We start from the raw sequence: 21,552 nt of genomic DNA, 5'->3' as shown, positions 1-21,552 counted from the left end.
CGAACGATGAACGCCTCGGCGTGAACCGTCAGGCCGCCTGCACGGGCGTCAGCAGGGCCCGCACCTCCGCGGCCTCCGGCGAGCCCAACTCCTCGTAGATCCCCATGGCTTCATGCCAGCAGACCTGCGCGCGGCCGGTCTGGCCGATGCCGCTGAGGGCGCGGCCGAGGACGGTCAGGACGTTGCCCCGGCGCCACTCGCCGCCGATGCCGCGCAGCACGGTCAGCGCCATCTCGGCGCCTGCGGCGGCCTGCGCGGGGCGCCGGGCGGCGAGGTCGACCTCGGCCAGGCGGAACAGGCTCATGCCCTCCCACAGACGCTGGCGGCTGTCCCGGAACACCTCCAGCGCCTCGTGCAGCCGCTCGGCCGCGGAGTCCAGCTCGCCGCTCTGGGTGAGCGCCAGGCCTAGCGCGTACCGGGCGTTGGCCCCGCGCATGGAGTTGCCCATGGCGTCGTAGATCTCGATGCCCTCGCGGGCGAGCGCGACCGCGCTGCCCGTGCGCCCGGTGGCGAGGTGGATGCGGGAGAGGTTGCACAGGGCGCTGGCCTCGCCGGGACGGTCGCCCAGCGTGCGGAAGTGCCCGATGGCCTGCGAGAGGTGTTCCTCGCCGTCCTGGTGGCGGCTCTGGTAGAGCGCGATGATGCCGCGCGCGTTGCTCGCCCAGCAGACCGGCAGGAGGTCACCCGCCTGCTGCGCGAGGAGCGTGGCCCGCTCGGCCTCCTGGGCCGCCTGCTCGAATCGGCCGCTGACGTGATGGACGTTGACCAGCGTCGTCAGGGCGCGCGCCTCGGACCGTGGGTCGCCGTGCAGCCGGGCCGACTCCAGCAGGGCCTTCGAGGTCGCCTCGTAGCCCTTGGAGTTGGCGCCCGACTCGGACAGGTCGTGCGCGGCCCAGAGCAGGTCGATGGCGCGCGGGAGGGTCTCGGCCCGTCCCGCGCACTGCGCCGCGCAGGCCAGCAGGCAGACCGCCTCCGCGTACAGCCAGTCCTGCGCCCCGTGCCGGTCGCCGAATTCGAGGCCCGGGTAGGAGGTGGGCTCCAGGTGGTCCACCAGCCGGTCGCCCGGACGCTCCATCGCGTACACCCCGGCCGCCGTGGCCAGGTAGAAGTCCAGCAGCCGGGACATCGCCGCGAGTTTCCCCCACTGCCCGAAAGGCGTGGTAGATGCCCCCTCGCTCGGCGGCCACTCGTCGCGCTCGGCGCACGCACGCGCGTAGAGCCGGACCAGATCGTGGTAGCGGTAGCGGCCGGGTGCCGCCGACTCCAGCAGGGAGGTGTCGACGAGGGACTCCAGCAGGTCCTCCGTCTCCTCCGGCGGCAGGTCGAGCACCGCCGCGGCCGCCGCGAGCGAGATGTCCGGGCCGTCCGCCAGGCCCAGCAGCCTGAACGCCCGCGCCTGGGGCGGCTCCAGCGCACCGTAGCCGAGTTCGAAGGTCGCCTTGACCGCGAGGTCGCCGGCCTGGAGCTCGTCCAGGCGGCGGCGCTCGTCCGCCAGCTTCGCGGCGAGGACCGAGACGGTCCAGGTACGGCGGGCCGCCAGCCGGGAGGCCGCGATACGGATGGCCAGCGGGAGGAAGCCGCAGGCCGCGACGACGTCCAGGGCGGCCTCCCGCTCCGACGCCACCCGTTCCTCGCCGACGATCTTCGTGAACAACGACAGCGCCTCGTCCGGCGACATCACGTCCAGGTCCACCAGGTGCGCGCCGGCCAGGTCGACCATCCGCACCCGTGACGTCACCAGGGCCGCGCAGCCCTCCGTGCCGGGCAGCAGGGGCCGCACCTGTGCCGCGTCGCGGGCGTTGTCCAGCAGCACCAGCACGCGGCGGCCGTCCAGCACCGAGCGGTACAGCGCCGCGCGCTCCTCCAGGGAGTCCGGGATCGCCGAGTCCACCGTGCCGAGCGCGCGCAGGAAGGAGCCCAGCACGGTCTCCGGCTCCGCCGAGGCGGCCCCGGCGCCCTGCAGGTCGACGTACAGCTGTCCGTCCGGGAAGGCGGCCCGGGCCCGGTGGGCGACGTGCACCGCCAGGGTCGTCTTGCCCACGCCGCCGATGCCCGCGACCGCCGAGACGGCCATGACGCGGCCCTCGGCCGAGGCCAGCACCTCGCCCAGTTCGGCCACGAAGACCGAACGGCCGGTGAAGTCGGGCACGGTGGCGGGGAGCTGGGCGGGCCGCACCGGCGCGACGGCCGGTTCGGGTGCCGGGGAGGACGGCTCCGCGAGGCCCGGGTCCGCCCTGAGGATCCGCTGCTGGAGTGCGCGCAGGCCGGGCCGCGGGTCCACGCCCAGCTCGTCGGCCAGCAGCTGCCGGGTGTCCGTGTAGACGGCCAGAGCCTCCGCCTGCCGGCCGCTGCGGTACAGCGCCAGCATCAGCAGCTCGCGCAGCCGCTCGCGCAGGGGGTGCTCGGCGGTCAGCGCGGTCAGCTCCGAGACGGCCTCCGCATGGCACCCCTGCTCCAGGTCCATGTCCAGCCGGGACTCCAGGAGTTGCAGCCGCCACTCCTCCAGCCTGACCCGCTGCGCGTCCGCGTACGGGCCCGGCACCCCGGCCAGCGCCTCGCCGTCCCACAGTGCGAGGGCGCGGCCCAGCGCCGCACGCGCGCGACCGGGATCACCGGCGCCGCGGGCCTTCTCCGCCTCGGCCGCCAGCTCCTGCGCCACCGCCAGGTCCAGCGCGCCCTCGCCGAGCCCGCGCACCGCGTACCCGCCCGACTCGCTCACCAGGACCCCGGGGTCCAGCACCTTGCGCAGCCGGGAGGCGTACGTCCGCAGCGCCGCGAGCGCCTGCGACGGCGGCTCCTCGCCCCACAGGGCGTCGATCAGCTCGGCGGCGGTCGCGGTGCGGCCCTCGCGCAGCAGCAGGGCGGCGAGCAGGGCGCGTTGCTGGGGGGAGCCGGTGCCGACGGCCTCATCGCCGCGCCGGGCCCGTACCGGTCCGAGCACGGCGAAGCTCAGCGCGGCAGGCTCCGCCGAGGAGCCGGCACGCCTCTGCTCCGGCACTCGCGGTACACCGTCCATCGCCGTTCCCCCCAGACCCATCGAGCAACTCCGTCAGTCTGCCTTGTCCATGGCGGATGCGTCAGCTGTGGAGGGTGCGCTCACAGACAGACGCGCGGGATGTCACAAGGTCCACACCCGGTCTTCGCACACTTCCGGACAGACCCGGACGGCAAGATCCCCGCAACCGCATAGCTGACGGACCGTCAGATCAGCGCTACCGTGGCCGCCATGGACACCCAACCCGGCACCCAGCCCACGTTTCCCCTGATCATCTCCGTCGACGACCACACCGTGGAGCCCGCCGACGTCTGGACCAGTCGCCTGCCGAAGAAGTACCAGGACACCGGACCGCGAATCGTGCGCGCCCCGCTGAAGGAGATGTCCTTCCTGGGCGGGCGGTTCAGGCCGGTGATGGGCGCGCCCGGCGACGACGGCCCGATCGGCGACTGGTGGGTCTACGAGGACCTGCACCGCCCGCTCACCCGCCTGGACACGGCGGTCGGCTACAGCAGGGACGAGATCAAGCTGGAGATCATCACCTACGAGCAGATGCGGCCCGGCTCCCACGACGTCCCGCAGCGCCTCGCCGACATGGACGTCAACCACGTCCAGTCCGCCGTCTGCTTCCCGACCTTCCCGCGCTTCTGCGGGCAGACCTTCACCGAGGCCAAGGACCGCGAACTCGGGCTGCTGTGCGTGCGGGCGTACAACGACTGGATGGTGGAGGAGTGGTGCGGCCCCAAGGCGCAGGGCCGGCTGATACCCCTCACGCTCATACCCCTGTGGGACCCCGAGCTCGCGGCCGCCGAGGTGCGGCGCAACGCGGCCCGCGGGGTCCGTGCGGTCGCCTTCTCCGAGATACCGCCCTACCTGGGCCTGCCCTCGATCCACGGCGACGAGTGGGACCCCTTCCTCGCCGCCTGCGACGAGACCGGCACGGTCGTCGCCATGCACATCGGCTCCAGCAGCCGGATGCCCTCCACGTCCAAGGACGCCCCGCCCGCGGTCGGTTCGACCATCACCTTCGCCAACTGCTGCTTCTCCATGGTCGACTGGCTGATGAGCGGCAAGTTCGAGCGCTTCCCGAACCTGAAGGTGATGTACGCCGAGGGCCAGATCGGCTGGATCCCTTACATCCTGGAGCGCGCCGACGTCGTGTGGGAGGAGAACCGCGGCTGGGGCGGCGTCGCCGACAAGGTCCACCGCCCGCCGTCCGAACTCTTCGCCGAGCATGTCTTCGGGTGCTTCTTCGACGACGCCTTCGGGCTGAAGAACCTCGACGCCATCGGCCTGGCCAACGTCCTGTACGAGACCGACTACCCGCACTCCGACTCCACCTGGCCCAAGTCCCGCGAGGTCGGCGAGGCGCAGATGGGTCACCTGGCACCGGACGTGGTGGAGCGGATCGTGCGGGGCAACGCCATCGACCTGCTGGGCCTGACCGCCGACGGACTGTGGAGCGGGGCGCGGTGAGCGCCGGCCTCGTCTACGGGATACAGCTGCCCGTCCAGTCGCAGAGCACGATCTACGCCGAGGGCTGGGAGGCCGGCGCAGGCCCCGGGGACCTGGTGGAGATCGCCCGCACCGCCGAGCGCGCCGGCTTCGACTACGTCGCGAGCTGCGACCACGTCGCCATCCCGCGCCGCCTGGCCGACGCCATGAGCACCGTCTGGTACGACCCCGTGGCCACCCTCGCCTTCCTCGCGGGCGTGACCGAACGCGTGCGGCTGCTCAGCCACGTCGCCGTCGTGGGGCTGCGGCACCCCCTGCTGACCGCCAAGCAGTACGCGACCCTCGACCACCTCAGCGCGGGCCGGCTGATCCTGGGCGTCGGGGCCGGGCATGTGCGGGAGGAGTTCGACGTCCTCGGCGCCGACTTCGAGCGGCGCGGCGCCGTGCTCGACGAGTCCATCGACGCCCTGCGCGCCGCGCTCGGCCCGCAGGAGTTCCCCGAACACCACGGCAAGGTCTACGACTTCGAGGGCCTGGGCCAGCGGCCGAGGCCGGCCCAGGAGAAGGTCCCCGTCTGGGTCGGCGGCTCCTCGCCCGCCGCGGTGCGCCGGGCCGCCCTCAAGGGCGACGGCTGGCTGCCGCAGGGCGACCCGCGCGACCGCCTGCCCCAGCAGATCACCAGGCTGGCACGGCTGCGCGCCGAGGCCGGCGTCGAGGAGCCGATCACGGTGGGCGCCATCACCGAGCCGCTGTACGTCGGCGCGCCCGACTGGGACGTCGGGCGGCGCACCCTCGCCGGCCCCCCGGACCGGCTCGCGGAGTCACTGCGGGCGTACCGCGCGATGGGCGTGCACCAGATCCAGGTGCGGTTCCGCTGCCGCAGCCGGAGCGAACTCACCGACCAGATGGCCGCGTTCGGCGCCGATGTGGCGCCCCACCTCTGAGGAGTACGGCATGGGCAAGCTGGACGGACGCGTCGTGATCGTCACCGGGGCGGCGCGCGGACAGGGCGAGCAGGAGGCCCGTCTGTTCAGAGCGGAAGGGGCCGAGGTCGTGGTCGCCGACGTCCTGGACGAACAGGGCGGGGCGCTCGCCGAAGAGCTGGGCGCCCGCTACGTCCACCTGGACGTGAGCCGGGAGGACGAGTGGCGGTCGGCCGCCGGCGCGGTCAAGAACGCCTTCGGCCGGATCGACGGCCTGGTCAACAACGCCGGCATCCTGCGCTTCAACTCCCTGCTCGACACCCCCCTCGACGAGTTCATGCAGGTCGTGCAGGTCAACCAGGTCGGCTGCTTCCTCGGCATGAAGACGGTGGCGCCGGTGATGGAGGACGGCGGCACGATCGTCAACACCGCCTCCTACACGGCTGTGACCGGCATGGCCGCCGTGGGCTCCTACGCCGCCACCAAGCACGCCATCCTCGGCCTCACCCGCGTCGCCGCCCTGGAACTCGCCGACCGGCGCATCCGGGTCAACGCGATGTGCCCCGGCGCGATCGACACCGCGATGTCCAACCCCGCACAGCTGGACCCGACGGCGGACGCGGAGGGGACGAGCCGGGCGCTGGACGAGCTGTACCGCAAGCTCGTGCCGCTCGGCCGGATCGGGCGGCCGGAGGAGGTGGCCCGCCTGGCCCTCTTCCTCACCTGCGACGACTCCTCCTACATCACCGGGCAGCCGTTCGTGATCGACGGGGGCTGGCTGGCGGGGGTGTCCGTCGTCTGACCCGCATCTGACTGGCTGTCAGCTATTGACGGTGCATGCGGGCGGTGCAACAGTTCGGCGGCAGAGAATCTGACGGTGCGTCAGGAACGTAGGGATGGTGACCCGCCTTGGAATTCGGGCTCTTTGTACAGGGATACGTGGGCAAGCGCGCCGAGACCGACCCGCTCGCCGAACACAAGGCGCTGATGGAGGAGACCGAGTACGTCATCCAGGCGGACAGGTCGGGCTTCAAGTACGCCTGGGCGTCCGAGCACCACTTCCTGGAGGAGTACTCGCACCTCTCCGCCAACGACGTCTTCCTCGGGTACCTGGCGCACGCCACGGACCGCATCCACCTCGGCTCCGGGATCTTCAACCCGCTCGCCCAGGTCAACCACCCGGTGAAGGTGGCCGAGAAGGTCGCGATGCTCGACCACCTCACCGAGAACCGCTTCGAGTTCGGCAGCGGCCGCGGGGCCGGCTCGCACGAGATCCTCGGGTTCATACCGGGCGTGACCGATATGAACTACACGAAGGAGATCTGGGAGGAGACGATCGCCGAGTTCCCGAAGATGTGGCTCCAGGACGAGTACACCGGCTTCCAGGGCAAGCACTGGCAGCTGCCGCCGCGCAAGGTCCTGCCGAAGCCGTACGGGAAGTCGCACCCCGCCATGTGGTACGCCGCCGGGTCGCCGCCGTCGTACGCGATGGCCGCGAGAAAGGGCCTCGGGGTGCTGGGGTTCAGCATCCAGAAGGTCTCCGACATGGAGTGGGTGCTGGAGCAGTACAAGACGGCGGTCGTGAACGCGGAGCCCATCGGGGACTTCGTCAACGACAACGTGATGGTGACGACGACGGCGATCTGCGCGCCGACGCACGCGGAGGCGATCGACATCGCGGTGCACGGCGGGCTGCACTATCTGCCCTCGCTGGTGTTCCGGTACCACGACACCTTCCCGCGGCCCGAGGGGTTCCCGGTGTGGCCGGAGACGCTGCCCGAGTACACCCCCGAGTTCGTGGAGCTGCTGATCGAGGAGGAGCTGCTGATCTGCGGCGACCCGGACGAGGTGTTCACCCAGTGCAAGCGGTGGGAGCAGGCCGGGGCGGACCAGCTGAGCTTCGGGCTGCCGGTGGGGGTGCCGAAGGAGGAGACGCTGCAGACGATTTCCCTGATCGGGGAGCATGTGATCCCGAAGATCGATACGGATCCTGTTCACCGGACGTCCCGGTTCCGCCAGGCTGTGTAAGGGGGTTCGCGTTCCATGCTCGACCACCTGATCAAGGGCGCGACCGTCGTGGACGGGACGGGCGCACCCGCGTTCACCGCCGACGTCGGCATCCGGGACGGGCGGATCGCCGTCGTCGGTGCCGTCACCGAGGAGGCCCGCAGCAGCGAGGATGCCTCCGGGCTCGTCCTCGCGCCCGGGTTCGTCGATCCGCACACGCACTACGACGCCCAGCTGTTCTGGGATCCGTACGCCACCCCGTCGCTCAATCACGGGGTGACGACCGTCGCCGCCGGCAACTGCGGCTTCACGCTCGCCCCCTTGAACCCGTCCCGGCCCGAGGACGCCGACTACACCCGGCGGATGATGTCCAAGGTGGAGGGCATGTCGCTGGTGGCGCTGGAGGACGGGGCGCCCTGGAGCTGGCACACCTTCGGGGAGTATCTCGACTCCCTCGAGGGGCGGATCGCGGTCAACGCGGGCTTCATGGTGGGGCATTGTGCGCTGCGGCGCCATGTGATGGGGCCGGACGCGGTCGGCGGGCAGGCCAGTGAGGAGCAACTCGCCGAGATCGTACGGCTGCTGCACGAGGCCATGGACGCCGGTGCCTGGGGGTTCTCCACCACCCAGTCCTCCACCCACTCCGACGGCGACGGACAGCCCGTGGCCTCGCGGCACGCGAAGCCCGCGGAGCTGATCGCGCTCTCGAAGGCCGTCGGTGAGCACGAGGGGACGCAGATCGAGGCGATCGTCGCGGGCTGCCTGGACCAGTTCAGCGACGCGGAGATCGATCTGTTCGTGGAGATGAGCGCCACGGCCGGGCGGCCCCTGAACTGGAACGTGCTGACCGTGGACGCGGCCGTCCCCGAGCGCGTGCCCCGGCAGCTGTTCGCGAGCGAGCGGGCCCGCAAGGCGGGCGGCCGGGTCGTCGCGCTGACCATGCCGATCCTGACACCGATGAACATGTCGCTCGGCACGTTCTGCGCGCTGAACCTGATACCCGGCTGGGGGCCGATCCTGGGACTGCCGGTCCCGGAGCGGATCGCCAGGCTGCGGGACGCCGACGTGCGGGCCGAGATGCTGCGGCGCGCCCGGTCGAAGGAGGCGGGCGTCTTCCGGCGGCTCGCGAACTTCGGGCGGTACGTCATCGGCGACACCTACAGCGAGGCCAACGAGGGGCTGTCCGGGCGGGTGGTGCGGGACATCGCGGAGGAGCGGGGGCTCGAACCCTTCCACTGCCTGGTCGAGATCTGCGCCGCCGACGACCTGCGGACGGTCCTGTGGCCGATGCCCACCGACAACGACCCGGCGTCCTGGGCGCTGCGGGCCGAGACCTGGCAGCACGAGGACGTCCTGCTCGGCGGGTCCGACGCGGGCGCGCACCTGGACCGCATGTGCGGGGCGCCGTACACGACGAGGTTCCTCGGCGACTGTCTGCGCCGCCGCAAGCTGGTCGGTCTGGAACAGGCCGTGAAGATGCTGACCGACGACCCGGCGCGGCTGTTCGGGCTGCGCGAGCGAGGGCGGGTGGAGGAGGGCTTCCATGCGGACCTGGTGCTCTTCGACCCGGAACGGATCGACGCGGGCCAGGCCACCCTGGTGCACGACCTGCCGGGTGACAGCCCGCGCCTCGACGCCAAAGCGATCGGGGTACGGGCCGTGTGGGTCAACGGGGTCGAGGCGATCCGGGACGACGTGGTGAGCGGCGCCGTACCGGGCACGGTGCTCAGGTCCGGGCGGGACACGAGGACGGTGAGCACCCGGTGAGCCAAGTGGCCGACGGGCAGCGGCTGTTCGTCGGGGGCGAGTGGGTCGAGCCCGACGGCGGGCACTACGACGTCACGGACCCGGCGACGGAGGAGACCGTCGGCCGGGCTCCGGAGGCCTCGCGGGATCAGGTGCACGCGGCCTGTGCCGCGGCCCGCGAGGCCTTCGGACCGTGGTCGAGGACCCCGCCCGAGGAGCGGGCGGCGGTCCTCGGCCGCGCGGCGGACATCATCGGCACCCACTTCGCGCCGTACGCCGAGCTGGCGCGGGCGGAGACCGGAGCCACCACCGGGACGGCGCGCGCGATGCAGGTCGGGGTGGGCATGGCCCGGTTCCGGCGCTACGCGCGCGTGGAGCCCGCCGAGTGGCCGATCGCGCCGCAGGTCAACGAGGCCGGGCCGATGGGCAGGGCGGCCGTCATGGGCGCGCTGGCCGTGCGCCAGCCGGTCGGCGTCGTCACCTGCATCACGTCGTACAACAACCCGTGGGCGAACCCGGCGGGCAAGATCGCCCCCGCGCTGGCCATGGGCAACACGGTGGTCGTGAAGCCGGCCCCGCAGGATCCGCTGTCGGTGTACCGGATGGCGGAGGCCCTGGAGGCGGCGGGCGTGCCGCCGGGCGTGGTGAACGTGGTCTGCGGGCGGTCGGCCTCGGTCGGCCAGGCGGCGGTGGAGTCGCCCGACGTCGACATGGTGAGCTTCACCGGCTCCACGGCGGTCGGGCAGCGTATCGCCGAGGTGTGCGGCCGGGACATGAAACGCCAGCTGATGGAGCTGGGCGGCAAGGGCGCGGCTCTCGTCCTCGACGACGCGGACCTGGCGTCGGCGGTGGCGGGAATCGGCACCACCTTCTCCTTCTACAGCGGCCAGATCTGCACGGCACCGACGCGGGTGCTGGCGCAGCGGGGGATCTACGACCGCCTGGTCGATCAACTCGCCGCGCATGCGGGCCGGTTGAAGGTGGGAGACCCCAGGGAACCGGACACGGTGGTCGGCCCGGTGATCTCCGCGGCGCACCGGGACCGGGTGGAGTCGTACGTCGAACTGGGGCGCAAGGAAGGCGCGGTGGTGGTGACCGGCGGCGAACGGCCCGCGCACGAGCGGGGGTTCTACGTCGCCCCGGCCCTCCTCGCCGACTGCACCAACGACATGCGGGTGGCCCGCGAGGAGATCTTCGGCCCGGTGGTCGTGGTCGTCCCCTTCGACGACGAGGAGGAGGGCGTCGCCCTCGTCAACGACAGCGACTACGGGCTCATCGACTACGTGTGGTCCGCAGACGTGGCCCGCGCCTTCCGCGTGGCGCGGCGGCTGCGGGCCGGCGGGGTCGGCGTGAACACCGTCGGACGCAACATGGAGGCGCCCTTCGGAGGGTTCAAGAGAAGCGGCGTCGGCCGCGACGTCGGCTCGTACGCCCTGCACGCCTACAGCGAGGTACAGGCCATCGTCTGGCCGGGCTGAGGCCGACCTTGGCCGACCGTCCGCTGGCGCCCCCCACGGGCGTCGGCGACAGTCGTTGCATGGAAAACATGGTGCGGACCGAGGGCGGCGAGCTCTGGGCCGACGACACCGGCGGTGACGGCCTGCCGCTGGTGCTGCTGCATCCCGGCATCGCCGACTCCCGGGTCTGGGACGGCGTCGCGCCGTCCTTCGCCGAGCGGTACCGGGTGATCCGTTACGACTCCCGGGGGTACGGCAGGTCGCCGGCCCCCACCACCAAGTACTCCCTCGCCGCCGACCTGCGGGCTGTCCTGGACCACTTCGAGGTCCCGCGTGCCGTGCTGGCCGGTTCGAGCATGGGCGGCGCCACCGCGATCAGCCTCGCGCTGGACGACCCGGCGCGCGTCGCCGCCCTCGCCCTGCTGGTCCCGGGCATCACCGGCCATCCGGGCCTAGAGATGCCCGAACTGATGGCGAGAATAGGCGAGTTGGCGAAGGCCGGTGACATGGACGGGCTTCTCGCGCTGGCGCTGAAGAGCTGGGCGGCGGCCGGTACGCCTCCCGACACCGAGGCCGCCGAACTGGTGCGGGCGGCGATCCCGGCCTGGTTCACGACCTACGGGCATCAGCAGGAGGACCCGCCGGCCTACCCGCGCCTGGGCGAGCTCGCGATGCCCTGCACACTGCTGCTGGGCGAGCAGGACATGCCCAGAACCGTCCGCTGCAACGAGGACATGGCCGCCGCGATCCCCGGCTGCCGTCTGGTGCGGCGCGCGGACTGCGATCATCTGCCCACCCTGCGCGCACCGGACGCCGTACGGGATCTCGTGCTGGAGCTGTACGCGCGCGTGGACTGATCGTCACCGGTCGAGATCCACCCGCACCGTCAGCAGCGCCGCTCCGACCGCCCGCACGGCCAGGCTGTTCATCCGGGGCAGGCTGCGCAGCCGCGCGACCGGGTCGTCGTCCGGCATGAGATGGGCCGTGCCGGTGTGCCAGTGGCCGTGCAGCCGGACGCGCACCCGCGGGTCGGCCTTGATGTTCCGGACGTACTGGGAACGTTCGCCGAACTCCGAGACCAGCCAGAACGAGTCGCCGACCCGGCGGCCGCCGACCGGTGTGCGGCGGGGCAGGCCCGAGGTGCGGCCCGTCGTCTCCAGGAGCGTATGGGTGGGCAGGCGGCGCATGACGGCGTTGAGACGGCGCTGGAACGCCGTGACGGCGCGGTACCTGGTCTCCGAGTGGCGGGGCATGTTTGCGGATCTCCTGTCTCGTGGCGGCGCTGATGCTCTTCAATGTCCCTCACGGGGAATCGGACGCCTGACGGAACTTCGAACGTGGCTCTATGAAAGACGGTGGCCCTCATGCGGGTGGTGACCTGGAACCTGTGGTGGCGCTTCGGTCCCTGGGCCGAACGGCAGAAGGCCATTCTCTCCGTGCTGGAGGACCTGCGGCCCGATGTCGTGGGGCTTCAGGAGGTGTGGTCCGCCGACGGTGAGAACCTCGCCGAGTGGCTCGCCGGGGAGCTCGGTCTGCACTGGGCCTGGGCCGCCTCGCCCGCCTCCGAGCGCTGGCAGCGGCGGATCGGGGAGACGGGGGTGGAGATCGGCAACGCGGTGCTGAGCCGCTGGCCGGTCGTCGAGCAGGAGGTGCTGCGGCTGCCCGCGCCCGCGGAGGTCGACGACGGGCGCCTCGCCCTGCACGCCCGCCTGGACGCCCCCGGCCACCCCGTGCCGTTCTTCACCGTCCACCTGTCCTCGCCGCTGCACGCCTCGGCCGTACGCCGCGCGCAGGTCGCCGCGCTCGCCGAGTTCGTCGCCGCCCACCGCGGCGGCACCGGCTTCCCGCCCGTCGTCACCGGGGACTTCAACGCGGTGCCCGACTCCGACGAGCTCCGTCTCTTCGGCGGCTTCCGCACCGCGCCCGTCGTGCCGGGCCAGGTCTTCTTCGACGCCTGGGACTACGCCGACCCGGCCGCGCCGTCCGCCACCTGCGACACCGCGAACGAGTACGTCCACCCGGGTCTCGGCCCGAGCGCCCGCATCGACTACATCCACGTGGGAGCCCCGGCGGGCCCGGACGGCATCGGCACGGTCCGTTCCGTCCACCGGGCGGGCGACGCTCCGGTCGACGGCGTCTGGCCGTCGGACCATGCGGCGGTCGTCGCGGATCTGGACTCACCGTCCGGCGGATGACTTCAACAGGTCGATCAGGGCGGTGAAGGCAGCTCGCTTGGATCGATCATGGCACGACGGATTAACCACACAGGCCCGCCCGAAAACCCTTCTCCGCCACCCGCGCTTCCTGGCCTCGTCCGCGGGTTCACGGGCCTCGCGGTGATCGGCCTGGTTGTATCTCCTCTGGTCCGGGCTGTCATTCACGGTCGCCCTCCAGGCCAAGCGCCTGTCCGGCCGCGTCCCGCCCCGCCACCAACTGGCCGTCGGCTTCACCCTGCACGCGGTCGGCGTCCTCACGATGCTCGGCGCCCTCGACGCCCACTCGTGGCACCGTCTCCTGCCCGTCCTCCTCAACGCGCCTTCCCCTCCTGGCTGTCGAGTCGGTCCCGACAGCCCGCGCGGCCATGGGCTCCGGCGCCCAGCGGACCTTCGGCTCCATCGGCTCCTGCGCGGGCGTGGTCCTGACGGTCGCGATCGCCACGTCGACGGGCAGCGGCCTGGCGCACGGCGCGGACATCGCGCTGGCGGTGTCGGCGGGACTGGCGGCGGTGGCTGTGGTGGTGTTGCGGGAGCGGGCGTGACGCCTGCGGTCAACGCTCCATGCCGAACTCACGGCCGGTAGCCGCCCGATGCCACGATCGACCAGAGGGTGCCGGGCTCCAGCCCGCTGTGGGGAGGCTCTTCGACGACGTACACGGAGGATCCCGCCGTGGCTTCCCGGAAGTGACCGAACCCTCCTGGGGAAGCGTCGGGGACCTCCTCAAGGGCTCCGCCTCGTGCCAGCAGCGCCGTGTGGAACCGGTCGAACCTCACCCGCTCGGAGAACTCCCCGTACCTCTGAGTGAGTTGCGGCGGGACCATGTCCTCAAGTCCCCGCGCCAGACGGTGGATCTGGAGCGAGACCGACACGGATTCCCATGCGCCGTGGCGCTTGGTGAAGGAGATCTCGACCAGGCCGTAGTCGCGCCGCATGAGTGACTTCTCGACGTCGTCGACGAAGTCGCCGCCCAACGCTCCCTCCCAGGCTTCCGGAGGTGCGCCGAGAGGGACGCCGAGCACGGCGTTCTGCGTCGCCGCGATCACGTAGAAGTCGATGTCTGACATCAGCCAGCCCTGTTCATCTTTTCGAGCGCCTTAATGATGAAGTGCAGTTCTGCGGCCCTGTTCTTGGCCATCCCGTACTCACCCTTGTTCATGGCATCACGTGCGGCCGTGGCCTTGTCGATGATGTCCTTTCGGAGAGCCGGGTTCGAATGGATCTCGTCCAGCACCTTCTGCACTTGCTGCTCACTGGCGGTGCCGTTCTTGAGCTTGATGCCCACGCCCGTGATCCCGCCCTTGTCGTCGGGCTTGATGCGCACCTCCATGTTCTTGATATGGATGTGCGCACCCTTGGTCCCCCAGTCCTGATAAGCGACCGAGGCATGGATGTTGTACGGGGAGAGTCCGAGTGGGTCGGTCCATGTGTGGGGGTTGCCGACATACGTGTCCGGATTGGGCGCTGGATCCAGGCCGAGGGGGTCCTGGGTGAGGTAGCGAGCAGTCTCGGGGTCGTAGTGGCGGAAGTAGTTGTAGTGGAGGGCGGTTTCCGGGTCGAAGTACTGGCCCGGGAATCGCAGGGGCGTATAGGCGCTGCTCTGCGTCTCCCACGCGGTGACACCCCACAGCGTGGCACGCGAGCGCCACGCAACACCGCCGGACTCGTCGAGCAGCTCGGTCGGAGTGCCGACCAGATCCGTGACGATCGAGAAGAACCGGGCGTCGATCTCGTCCTGTGGGGCCTCGGCCGTCGTGATGCGCTCGACCTGGGAGAGGGGGCGCAGACCTTCGTGGTCCCAGGTGAGTGTGACCACGGTCGGCGACGCCCCGGAGGAGCTCTGCTCACAGAGTGTCGTGCCGTCCCACGTATAGCCGGTCTCTTCGGCAAACGTCCGGCCGTCTGCGCCAAGGCGTTGCTCGGCGATGCGCCGCCCTAGGGGGTCGTACCGGTAACGCCAGACGGTGCCGTCGGGCGTCACGACTTGGGTGAGACGGTTTTCCGCGTCCCAGCAGTACCGCCAGGTGTCCGGCTTCCGGGACAGTCGGGTCTTCTGCCGAAGGACGATGCGGCCTGCCCCGTCGTGTTCGTAGCGGACGCCGCCGGCACTCCTGATCCTGGTTCCGGTGTATGAGCGGGGGCCGGTGGCTTCCTGACCGGGATGGCGTGCGGGCCATGAGGCGTCTGTCTGGTTGCCTGCCGCGTCGTACGCATAGGACTCGGTCCAGTCGGCCGCACGCACGCCGACGACGCGCCCAGTGACATCCAGGTCGAAATGGTGCGAGCCGTTGAGTTGGTCATCGATGCGGACGGGTTGTCGTCCGCGCGGTAGGAGTAGTCCCGGCGCTGGATCGTGCCCCTGTCCGCCCTTGTGACCGCCTGAGTCACCATGCGGCCCAGGCCGTCGTAGGTGCTGGCCAGCGTGATCGCCCCGCCGATGCGGCGGGCCGTTTCACGCCCTGCCGCATCGCGGGCGAAGTCGGTGGTGCGGTCGGCGGTGACCAACCGGGTCAGGCTGCCCACCTCGTCATAGTCACGGTGGCTGACCACACCGGTCGGGGTGATGCGATGGGTGCGGCGCCCCAGGGCGTCGTGACCGTAGGTCGTGGTCCGGCCGTTCACCGTCTCTGCCACGACGTTGCCGACGGCGTCGCGCCTGATGGACAGCGTCGCGGCCGGTCCGACAGCCTCTACCAACTGCCCGGTGGGATCGTAGGTGAAGTCCGTGACGGCGCCAATCGTCCAGCGCCTTCCCGCCCTCGCGCAGCGAGTGGGCCATGTCCGTGGCCTGCTTGCGGGCCGCCTTGGAGCGCTTGGTGAAGGCCTTGGCCGCCTTGCCCTCCCACTCCACCCCGGACAGGGACTTACGGGCCGCCTCCGCCGCGTCGTCCAGCCCGGTGGCCAGATGCCGCCACTTCTTGGCGATCTCCCGCACCCCGTCCGGATCCACCGCCGGATCCGATATGCCCAAAAACTCCAGACCGCTGGCGAGATTGTCGCCGAACATATGGTTGAACTTGTTCACATAGTGCAAAGGGTTCAGATCGACCATGGTGTTGCCGCTCAGCCCTTCCCCGCCTGGGCTGCCGCCGCGATCAGCATATCCAGCAGGTCGAACGCGGTGGAGACGTCACCCATCAGCTTCGCCTCCGCCTCCCACTCCTCATCCAGCTGTTTGGTCAGCTTGCTGAGCGTGGCCATGCCCTTCTCTATCTCGCCCTTGGCACCCAGCAGCGAACCCAACGCCCCCAGCGCACCCAGGTCATGGGACTCGCCGTGAACTGCTTCAACGGCTCCGCCGTGTGATGCCCCACCCCGCGCAGCCCCGACGCCGCCTTGTGCATCGACGTCGCTTCCTTCTTCAGGTCCGACACCCGAACCAGCCCCCCGTACCCCGTACACCCAACACGTCAATTGCTTCACTCTGTGCGCATGCCAACCCCAAAACACTAGGGAGAAAGGGCATGGCAGAGGTAAGGGAGTCGCCAAGGCGTGCAAAAAACGATGGTCTGTGAACCCGTTCGGCAGGGAACTTAGCGCCGCCCCAGGAAGATCGGATTCGTGAACGCCGCCAGTGCCCCCGGCACCGGGCCCGCCGCCGTCTCGTGGCGCAGTTCGGCGCGTACGTAGGCCGCGTAGGCGGGAGTTGTGTGCCATTCCAGGGTGCCGGAACCCGCGACGGGGAGGGGGTCGCTGGTGAGGAGTACTCCCTGGTCGGTGACGATGCGGATGGTGCAGCGCGGGGCGCCGGTGGCCTCCACGCGGACCGTGACCGGGGTGTCGGCGGCGACCTCCAGACGCTCGCCGATCCCGGCGTGCTGCCCCTTGTCCCCGCTCGCCGTGAAGGTCAGTGACACCTTCTGCGACTCGGCGACGTAGGAGCGGCCCGCGCGGATGCCGTGCTGGATCGCGGTGCGGGTCAGGTCGTCGGCGAGGACGACGGTCTGCGGGAGGCCGACGGCGTCCGGGTCGCGGTGCGCGTCGCTGCTGCCCATGGCCGGGATCCACTCGCGGCCCTCGCGCACGGAGGCGACCAGCAGGTTGTCCCACTCCACGAGCGCCACCTCGTCGTCGGGCGTGTACGGCCCGTTCCACACCTCGATCGCGTCCGCCTCGCCGAACCCGAACTTCCAGTTGCACCCGATGCAGGTGGCGTGCGGATGAGCCGGCACCACCAGGCCGCCGGCCCGCCGGATCTGCCGGGCGTACTTGCCGAAGCGGTTGTCACGGGCCCGGTAGCGCCAGTCGACGAAGGTGCCGGGCTCGGTGCCGAGCGCGACGACGTGGCCGTTGCGGGTCGTGATCTCCTCGCCGAGCAGGATCAGCAGGTCCTCGCCCGCCTCGGTGGCCCAATGGGGGTGCGAGGTATGGGTGTTGTGGTCCGAGGAGTTGATGAAGTCGAGCCCGGCCGCCCGCGCGAGGGCGGCGATCTCGGCGGGCGTGCGCCGCCCGTCGGAGTACCAGGAGTGGAGGTGGCAGTCGCCCCGGTACCAGGCGCGGCCGCGCCCTCGCGCCCGCTCCGGCGGGTACACGGGCGCCGGCGTCTCGCCCGGCTCCCCGTAGGTCAGCGTGACCGTCAGCTCGTACGACAGCCCCTGCGGGGCGACCGTGTACGGCCCCAGCGCCACATGCCAGGTGCCCTCCCGCACCGGCCCCGGGACATACCCCGGCGTGGCGTCGTCCGCGCGGATGAAGAACTCCGGGCGCGCCCCGCCCGACCAGCCGCGGAAGCCCCGGCCGCCCGGCTCGGTCCCGCGCTCGTCGAAGATGCCGATGTCGAGGGCGTTGCCCTGGGTGCCGGCCGGGACGGACGGCTTGTCGTAGGTGTAGGCGACCTTGATCTCGCGTACACCGGCGGGGACTTCGACGGGTACGTACACGAAGTCCGGCGAACCGGTGGGCAGAGTGCCGCGAATCGTCGCTGTCTTCGTCCCCTGGTTCTGGCCGTCGGCCGCCGCGAAGCTCACGCTTCCCAACGTAAGCGCGGCGGCCGTGCCCGTCACGAACAGGGCGCGTCGTCCGATGCCGTGGGCGTCCTCACACATACGAGCCACCTTCGTGTCCGGGTGTGAACTTCCGTGAACGGAGAGGGAATCGGGGTTCGACGATATGACATGTACATGGATTCGGGAGTTCTTCGCGCGTTCTCCGTGAAAATAGGGCCGACTGGTCGGTATGGACTTCTCCGCCCCTGCCCGGTACAGATGGCCCATGCGTATCGCTGTCACGATCTTCCTCACCGACGAGACCGTCGCCCCCGTCCGACTCGCCCGTGAGCTGGAACAGCGCGGCTTCGCGGGGCTGTACCTGCCCGAGCACACCCACATCCCGGTGGAGCGGACGACGCCGTACCCGGCGGGCGGCGAGCTGCCGCCCGAGTACGGCCGCACCCTCGACCCCTTCGTCGCGCTCGGCCAGGCGGCCGCGGTCACCGAGCGGCTCGGCCTCGGCAGCGGCATCACGCTGGTCGCGCAGCACGACCCGATCGCCCTCGCCAAGCAGATCGCGACCCTCGACCACCTCTCCGGCGGCCGCTTCACCCTCGGCCTCGGCTTCGGCTGGAACGTCGAGGAGGCCGCCGACCACGGCGTCGAGTGGCGGACCCGGCGCGAGCTGGTGCGCGACCGGATGGCGCTGATGAGGGCCCTGTGGTCGGAGGAACCGACCGCGTACGAGGGCGAGTTCGGCAGCGTTCGGGCCTCGCACGTCCACCCCAAGCCGGTCCAGAAGCCGCGCGGCCCGGTCGTCGGCCCGCGCACCTTCGTCGGCGGCGCGGCCGGCCCCAAGCTCTTCTCCCACATCTGCGCGTACGCCGACGGCTGGATGCCGATCGGCGGGGGCGGCCTCACCGAGTCGCTGCCGGTGCTGCGGTCGGCCTGGGCGGACGCGGGCCGCGACCCGGCCGCCCTCCAGATCGTCCCGTACGCCGTCCACCCCAGCCCCGGCAAGCTCGCGCACTACGCGGACCTGGGCATCGAGGAGGTGGTGGTGCAGCTGCCGCCGGCGGGGGAGACGGAGGCGTTCAGGGCGCTGGAGGGGTACCAGGCCTTCCTGGGCTGACTTCCCGGCGCTGATCAGCTCGACCGTATGCTCGAAGGATGACGACTTCCGTGAGCTCCGGAACCGGCTCTTCCGACCGCCCCGGCGGCACCGGCCCGACCGGGAACTCCATGCGTCGCGCCCTCAAACGCGCCCGGGACGGCGTCGCGCTCGACACCGCCGAGGCGGCCGTGCTGCTCCAGGCGCGCGGCGAGGCGCTCGAGGACCTCGCCGCGTCCGCCGCCCGGGTCCGTGACGCGGGCCTGGAGGCGGCCGGCCGCCCCGGCGTCATCACGTACTCGAAGAGCGTGTTCATCCCGCTCACCCGGCTGTGCCGGGACAAGTGCCACTACTGCACCTTCGTCACCGTCCCCGGCAAGCTGCGCCGCGCAGGCCACGGGATGTTCATGTCGCCGGACGAGGTCCTCGACATCGCCCGCAAGGGCGCCGCCCTCGGCTGCAAGGAAGCCCTGATCACCCTCGGCGACAAGCCCGAGGACCGCTGGCCGCAGGCGCGCGAGTGGCTCGACGCGCACGGCTACGACGACACCATTGCCTACGTCCGCGCCGTCTCCATCCGCATCCTGGAGGAGACCGGCCTGCTGCCCCACCTCAACCCGGGCGTCATGTCGTGGACGGACTTCCAGCGGCTGAAGCCGGTCGCCCCGTCGATGGGCATGATGCTGGAGACGACCGCGACCCGGCTGTGGTCCGAGCCGGGCGGCCCCCATTACGGCTCCCCGGACAAGGAACCGGCCGTCCGCCTGCGGGTGCTGGAGGACGCCGGCCGCTCCTCCGTCCCGTTCACCTCCGGCATCCTCATCGGCATCGGCGAGAGTCACGAGGAGCGGGCGGAGTCGCTGTTCGCGCTGCGGAAGGTGTCGCGGGCGTACCACGGCATCCAGGAACTGATCATCCAGAACTTCCGCGCCAAGCCGGACACCGCGATGCGCGGCATGCCGGACGCCGAACTGGACGAGCTGGTGGCCACGGTGGCCGTCGCCCGGCACATCATGGGCCCGAGCGCCTGCCTGCAGGCACCGCCCAACCTGGTCGACTCCGAGTACGAGCGGCTGATCGGCGCCGGCATCGACGACTGGGGCGGGGTCTCCCCGCTGACCATCGACCACGTCAACCCCGAGCGCCCCTGGCCGCAGATCGAGGAGCTGGCGGCCAAGTCCGCGGCGGCCGGCTTCGAACTGCGCGAACGCCTCTGCGTCTACCCGGAGTTCGTGCGGCGCGGCGAGCCCTGGCTGGACCCGCGGCTGCGCCCGCACGTGAGCGCCCTGGCCGACGCGGAGACGGGCCTCGCCCGCCCGGACGCGGTGGTCGAGGGCCACGCCTGGCAGGAGCCGGAGGAGGTGTTCGTCCCTTACGGCCGTACGGATCTGCACACGGCCATCGACACCGAGGGCCGTACCTCCGACCGCCGCGACGACTTCGACGAGGTCTACGGCGACTGGGCCGAACTGCGCGAGGCGGCCGCCCCCGGCATGGTCCCCGAGCGCATCGACACCGACGTCCGCCAGGCCCTGGCGACGGCGGCCGACGACCCCACCCGGCTCACCGACGCCGAGGCGCTGGCCCTGCTGCACGCGGACGGCCCGGCGCTGGACGCGCTGTGCCAGGTCGCCGACGACGTCCGCAAGTCGGTGGCCGGCGACGACGTGACGTACATCGTCACGCGCAACATCAACTTCACCAACGTCTGCTACACGGGCTGCCGCTTCTGTGCCTTCGCCCAGCGCCGCACGGACGCCGACGCCTACACCCTCTCCCTGGACCAGGTCGCCGACCGCGCCCGGCAGGCCTGGGACGTGGGCGCGGTGGAGGTGTGCATGCAGGGCGGCATCCACCCGGACCTGCCGGGCACGGCGTACTTCGACATCGCGAAGGCGGTCAAGGAACGCGTGCCCGGGATGCACGTGCACGCCTTCTCCCCGATGGAGGTCGTCAACGGCGCGACCCGCACCGGCATGTCCATCCGCGAGTGGCTGAGCGCCGCCAAGGAGGCGGGCCTCGGCTCCATCCCCGGCACGGCCGCGGAGATCCTCGACGACGAGGTGCGCTGGATCCTGACGAAGGGCAAGCTGCCGACGGCGACCTGGATCGAGGTGATCACGACGGCGCACGAGCTGGGCATCCGCTCGTCGTCGACGATGATGTACGGCCATGTCGACCAGCCCCGCCACTGGCTCGGCCACCTGCGCACGCTGGCCGGCATCCAGCAACGCACCGGCGGCTTCACGGAGTTCGTGACCCTGCCCTTCATCCACACCAACGCGCCGGTCTACCTGGCGGGGATCGCCCGCCCGGGCCCGACGATGCGGGACAACCGGGCCGTGACGGCGATGGCCCGTCTGCTCCTGCACCCGCACATCCCCAACATCCAGACCAGCTGGGTGAAGCTGGGCACCCAGGGCGCGGCGGAGATGCTCCGCTCCGGCGCCAACGACCTGGGCGGGACCCTCATGGAGGAGACGATCTCCCGGATGGCCGGCTCCTCCTACGGCTCCTACAAGTCGGTGCGGGACCTGATCGCGGTGGCGGAGGCGGCCGGCCGCCCGGCGAGGCCGCGTACGACGCTGTACGGCGAGGTGACGGAGGAACGGCAGCGGGCCGCGGCGGCGTCCGACGGGCACCTTCCGGAGCTGCTGCCCGTACTGGACTGAGCCCGTCCCGGACGATCCCGTCCGGACGGAGGAGCGAGGGCGTC

At 71.3% G+C, this 21,552-nt stretch carries 15 protein-coding genes and 2 pseudogenes; 11 read left to right on the top strand and 6 right to left on the bottom strand.

What is annotated here, in order from left to right; all coding sequences use genetic code 11:
* Positions 1-28: 28 nt before the first annotated feature.
* On the bottom strand, positions 29-3,016 hold the full coding sequence (locus tag ACGFYN_RS28375) for a BTAD domain-containing putative transcriptional regulator (protein WP_393868717.1): 2,988 nt from the start codon (positions 3,014-3,016) through the stop codon (positions 29-31).
* Positions 3,017-3,226: 210 nt separating this feature from the next.
* Between ACGFYN_RS28375 and ACGFYN_RS28370 the strand changes: the two genes are divergently transcribed.
* The 7 genes from ACGFYN_RS28370 to ACGFYN_RS28340 all read left to right on the top strand — a co-directional run bounded on the left by ACGFYN_RS28370 (position 3,227) and on the right by ACGFYN_RS28340 (position 11,440).
* Positions 3,227-4,471 (top strand): amidohydrolase family protein, encoded by a 1,245-nt coding sequence (locus tag ACGFYN_RS28370; protein WP_393868716.1) that lies wholly within the window; start codon positions 3,227-3,229, stop codon positions 4,469-4,471.
* Positions 4,468-5,394 carry an LLM class F420-dependent oxidoreductase gene (locus tag ACGFYN_RS28365; protein ID WP_393868715.1) on the top strand — a complete coding sequence of 309 codons (927 nt, stop codon included), beginning with the start codon at positions 4,468-4,470 and terminating at the stop codon, positions 5,392-5,394. Before ACGFYN_RS28370 ends, ACGFYN_RS28365 begins: the two co-directional genes overlap by 4 nt.
* Before the next feature lie 10 nt (positions 5,395-5,404).
* The gene (locus tag ACGFYN_RS28360; protein WP_393868714.1) at positions 5,405-6,175 is read left to right on the top strand and encodes an SDR family NAD(P)-dependent oxidoreductase; all 771 of its coding nucleotides are present in this window, start codon (positions 5,405-5,407) and stop codon (positions 6,173-6,175) included.
* A gap of 107 nt (positions 6,176-6,282) precedes the next feature.
* The gene (locus tag ACGFYN_RS28355) at positions 6,283-7,401 is read left to right on the top strand and encodes an LLM class flavin-dependent oxidoreductase (RefSeq protein ID WP_393868713.1); all 1,119 of its coding nucleotides are present in this window, start codon (positions 6,283-6,285) and stop codon (positions 7,399-7,401) included.
* 15 nt (positions 7,402-7,416) lie between these two features.
* Positions 7,417-9,147 (top strand): amidohydrolase family protein, encoded by a 1,731-nt coding sequence (locus ACGFYN_RS28350; RefSeq protein WP_393868712.1) that lies wholly within the window; start codon positions 7,417-7,419, stop codon positions 9,145-9,147.
* Positions 9,144-10,604: an aldehyde dehydrogenase family protein gene (locus ACGFYN_RS28345; RefSeq protein ID WP_393868711.1), complete on the top strand. Its 1,461-nt coding sequence runs from the start codon at positions 9,144-9,146 to the stop codon at positions 10,602-10,604. The genes ACGFYN_RS28350 and ACGFYN_RS28345 overlap by 4 nt, the downstream gene beginning before the upstream one ends.
* A 59-nt stretch (positions 10,605-10,663) precedes the next feature.
* A complete protein-coding gene (locus ACGFYN_RS28340) occupies positions 10,664-11,440 on the top strand; it encodes an alpha/beta fold hydrolase (protein ID WP_393868710.1) in 777 nt (258 codons plus the stop codon).
* 3 nt (positions 11,441-11,443) lie between these two features.
* Here ACGFYN_RS28340 and ACGFYN_RS28335 read toward each other — a convergent pair whose 3' ends face one another.
* Positions 11,444-11,836, bottom strand: coding sequence for a nitroreductase/quinone reductase family protein (locus tag ACGFYN_RS28335; protein WP_393868709.1), 393 nt, complete (start codon positions 11,834-11,836; stop codon positions 11,444-11,446).
* A gap of 111 nt (positions 11,837-11,947) precedes the next feature.
* Here ACGFYN_RS28335 and ACGFYN_RS28330 point away from each other — a divergent pair, with 111 nt between their 5' ends.
* Complete coding sequence (locus tag ACGFYN_RS28330) at positions 11,948-12,778, top strand: endonuclease/exonuclease/phosphatase family protein (RefSeq protein ID WP_393868708.1); 831 nt, start codon at positions 11,948-11,950, stop codon at positions 12,776-12,778.
* A gap of 145 nt (positions 12,779-12,923) precedes the next feature.
* Positions 12,924-13,341: pseudogene (locus ACGFYN_RS28325) on the top strand (MFS transporter); the annotation flags it as partial.
* 28 nt (positions 13,342-13,369) lie between these two features.
* Here the strand turns inward: ACGFYN_RS28325 and ACGFYN_RS28320 are convergent.
* The 4 genes and pseudogenes from ACGFYN_RS28320 to ACGFYN_RS28305 form a co-directional block, all read right to left on the bottom strand.
* Entirely contained in the window at positions 13,370-13,864 is a 495-nt protein-coding gene (locus ACGFYN_RS28320; RefSeq protein ID WP_393868707.1) for a hypothetical protein, read from the bottom strand.
* 332 nt (positions 13,865-14,196) lie between these two features.
* Positions 14,197-15,548: pseudogene (locus ACGFYN_RS28315) on the bottom strand (RHS repeat-associated core domain-containing protein); the annotation flags it as partial.
* Between the two features lie 312 nt (positions 15,549-15,860).
* A complete protein-coding gene (locus ACGFYN_RS28310) occupies positions 15,861-16,040 on the bottom strand; it encodes a hypothetical protein (protein ID WP_393868706.1) in 180 nt (59 codons plus the stop codon).
* A 290-nt stretch (positions 16,041-16,330) separates the two neighbouring features.
* A complete protein-coding gene (locus ACGFYN_RS28305; protein WP_393868705.1) occupies positions 16,331-17,842 on the bottom strand; it encodes a CehA/McbA family metallohydrolase in 1,512 nt (503 codons plus the stop codon).
* 166 nt (positions 17,843-18,008) lie between these two features.
* Here ACGFYN_RS28305 and ACGFYN_RS28300 point away from each other — a divergent pair, with 166 nt between their 5' ends.
* Positions 18,009-18,857, top strand: a complete 849-nt coding sequence (locus tag ACGFYN_RS28300) for an LLM class F420-dependent oxidoreductase (protein WP_393868704.1) — start codon at positions 18,009-18,011, stop codon at positions 18,855-18,857.
* Between the two features lie 38 nt (positions 18,858-18,895).
* Positions 18,896-21,508, top strand: coding sequence for a bifunctional FO biosynthesis protein CofGH (locus tag ACGFYN_RS28295; protein WP_393868703.1), 2,613 nt, complete (start codon positions 18,896-18,898; stop codon positions 21,506-21,508).
* Positions 21,509-21,552: the final 44 nt, after the last annotated feature.

The organism is Streptomyces sp. NPDC048419 (genome assembly GCF_043200415.1).
Classification (GTDB): domain Bacteria; phylum Actinomycetota; class Actinomycetes; order Streptomycetales; family Streptomycetaceae; genus Streptomyces.
The sequence above is the reverse complement of the archived record's forward strand: the minus strand, read 5'-3'. Positions and strand labels throughout refer to the sequence as shown.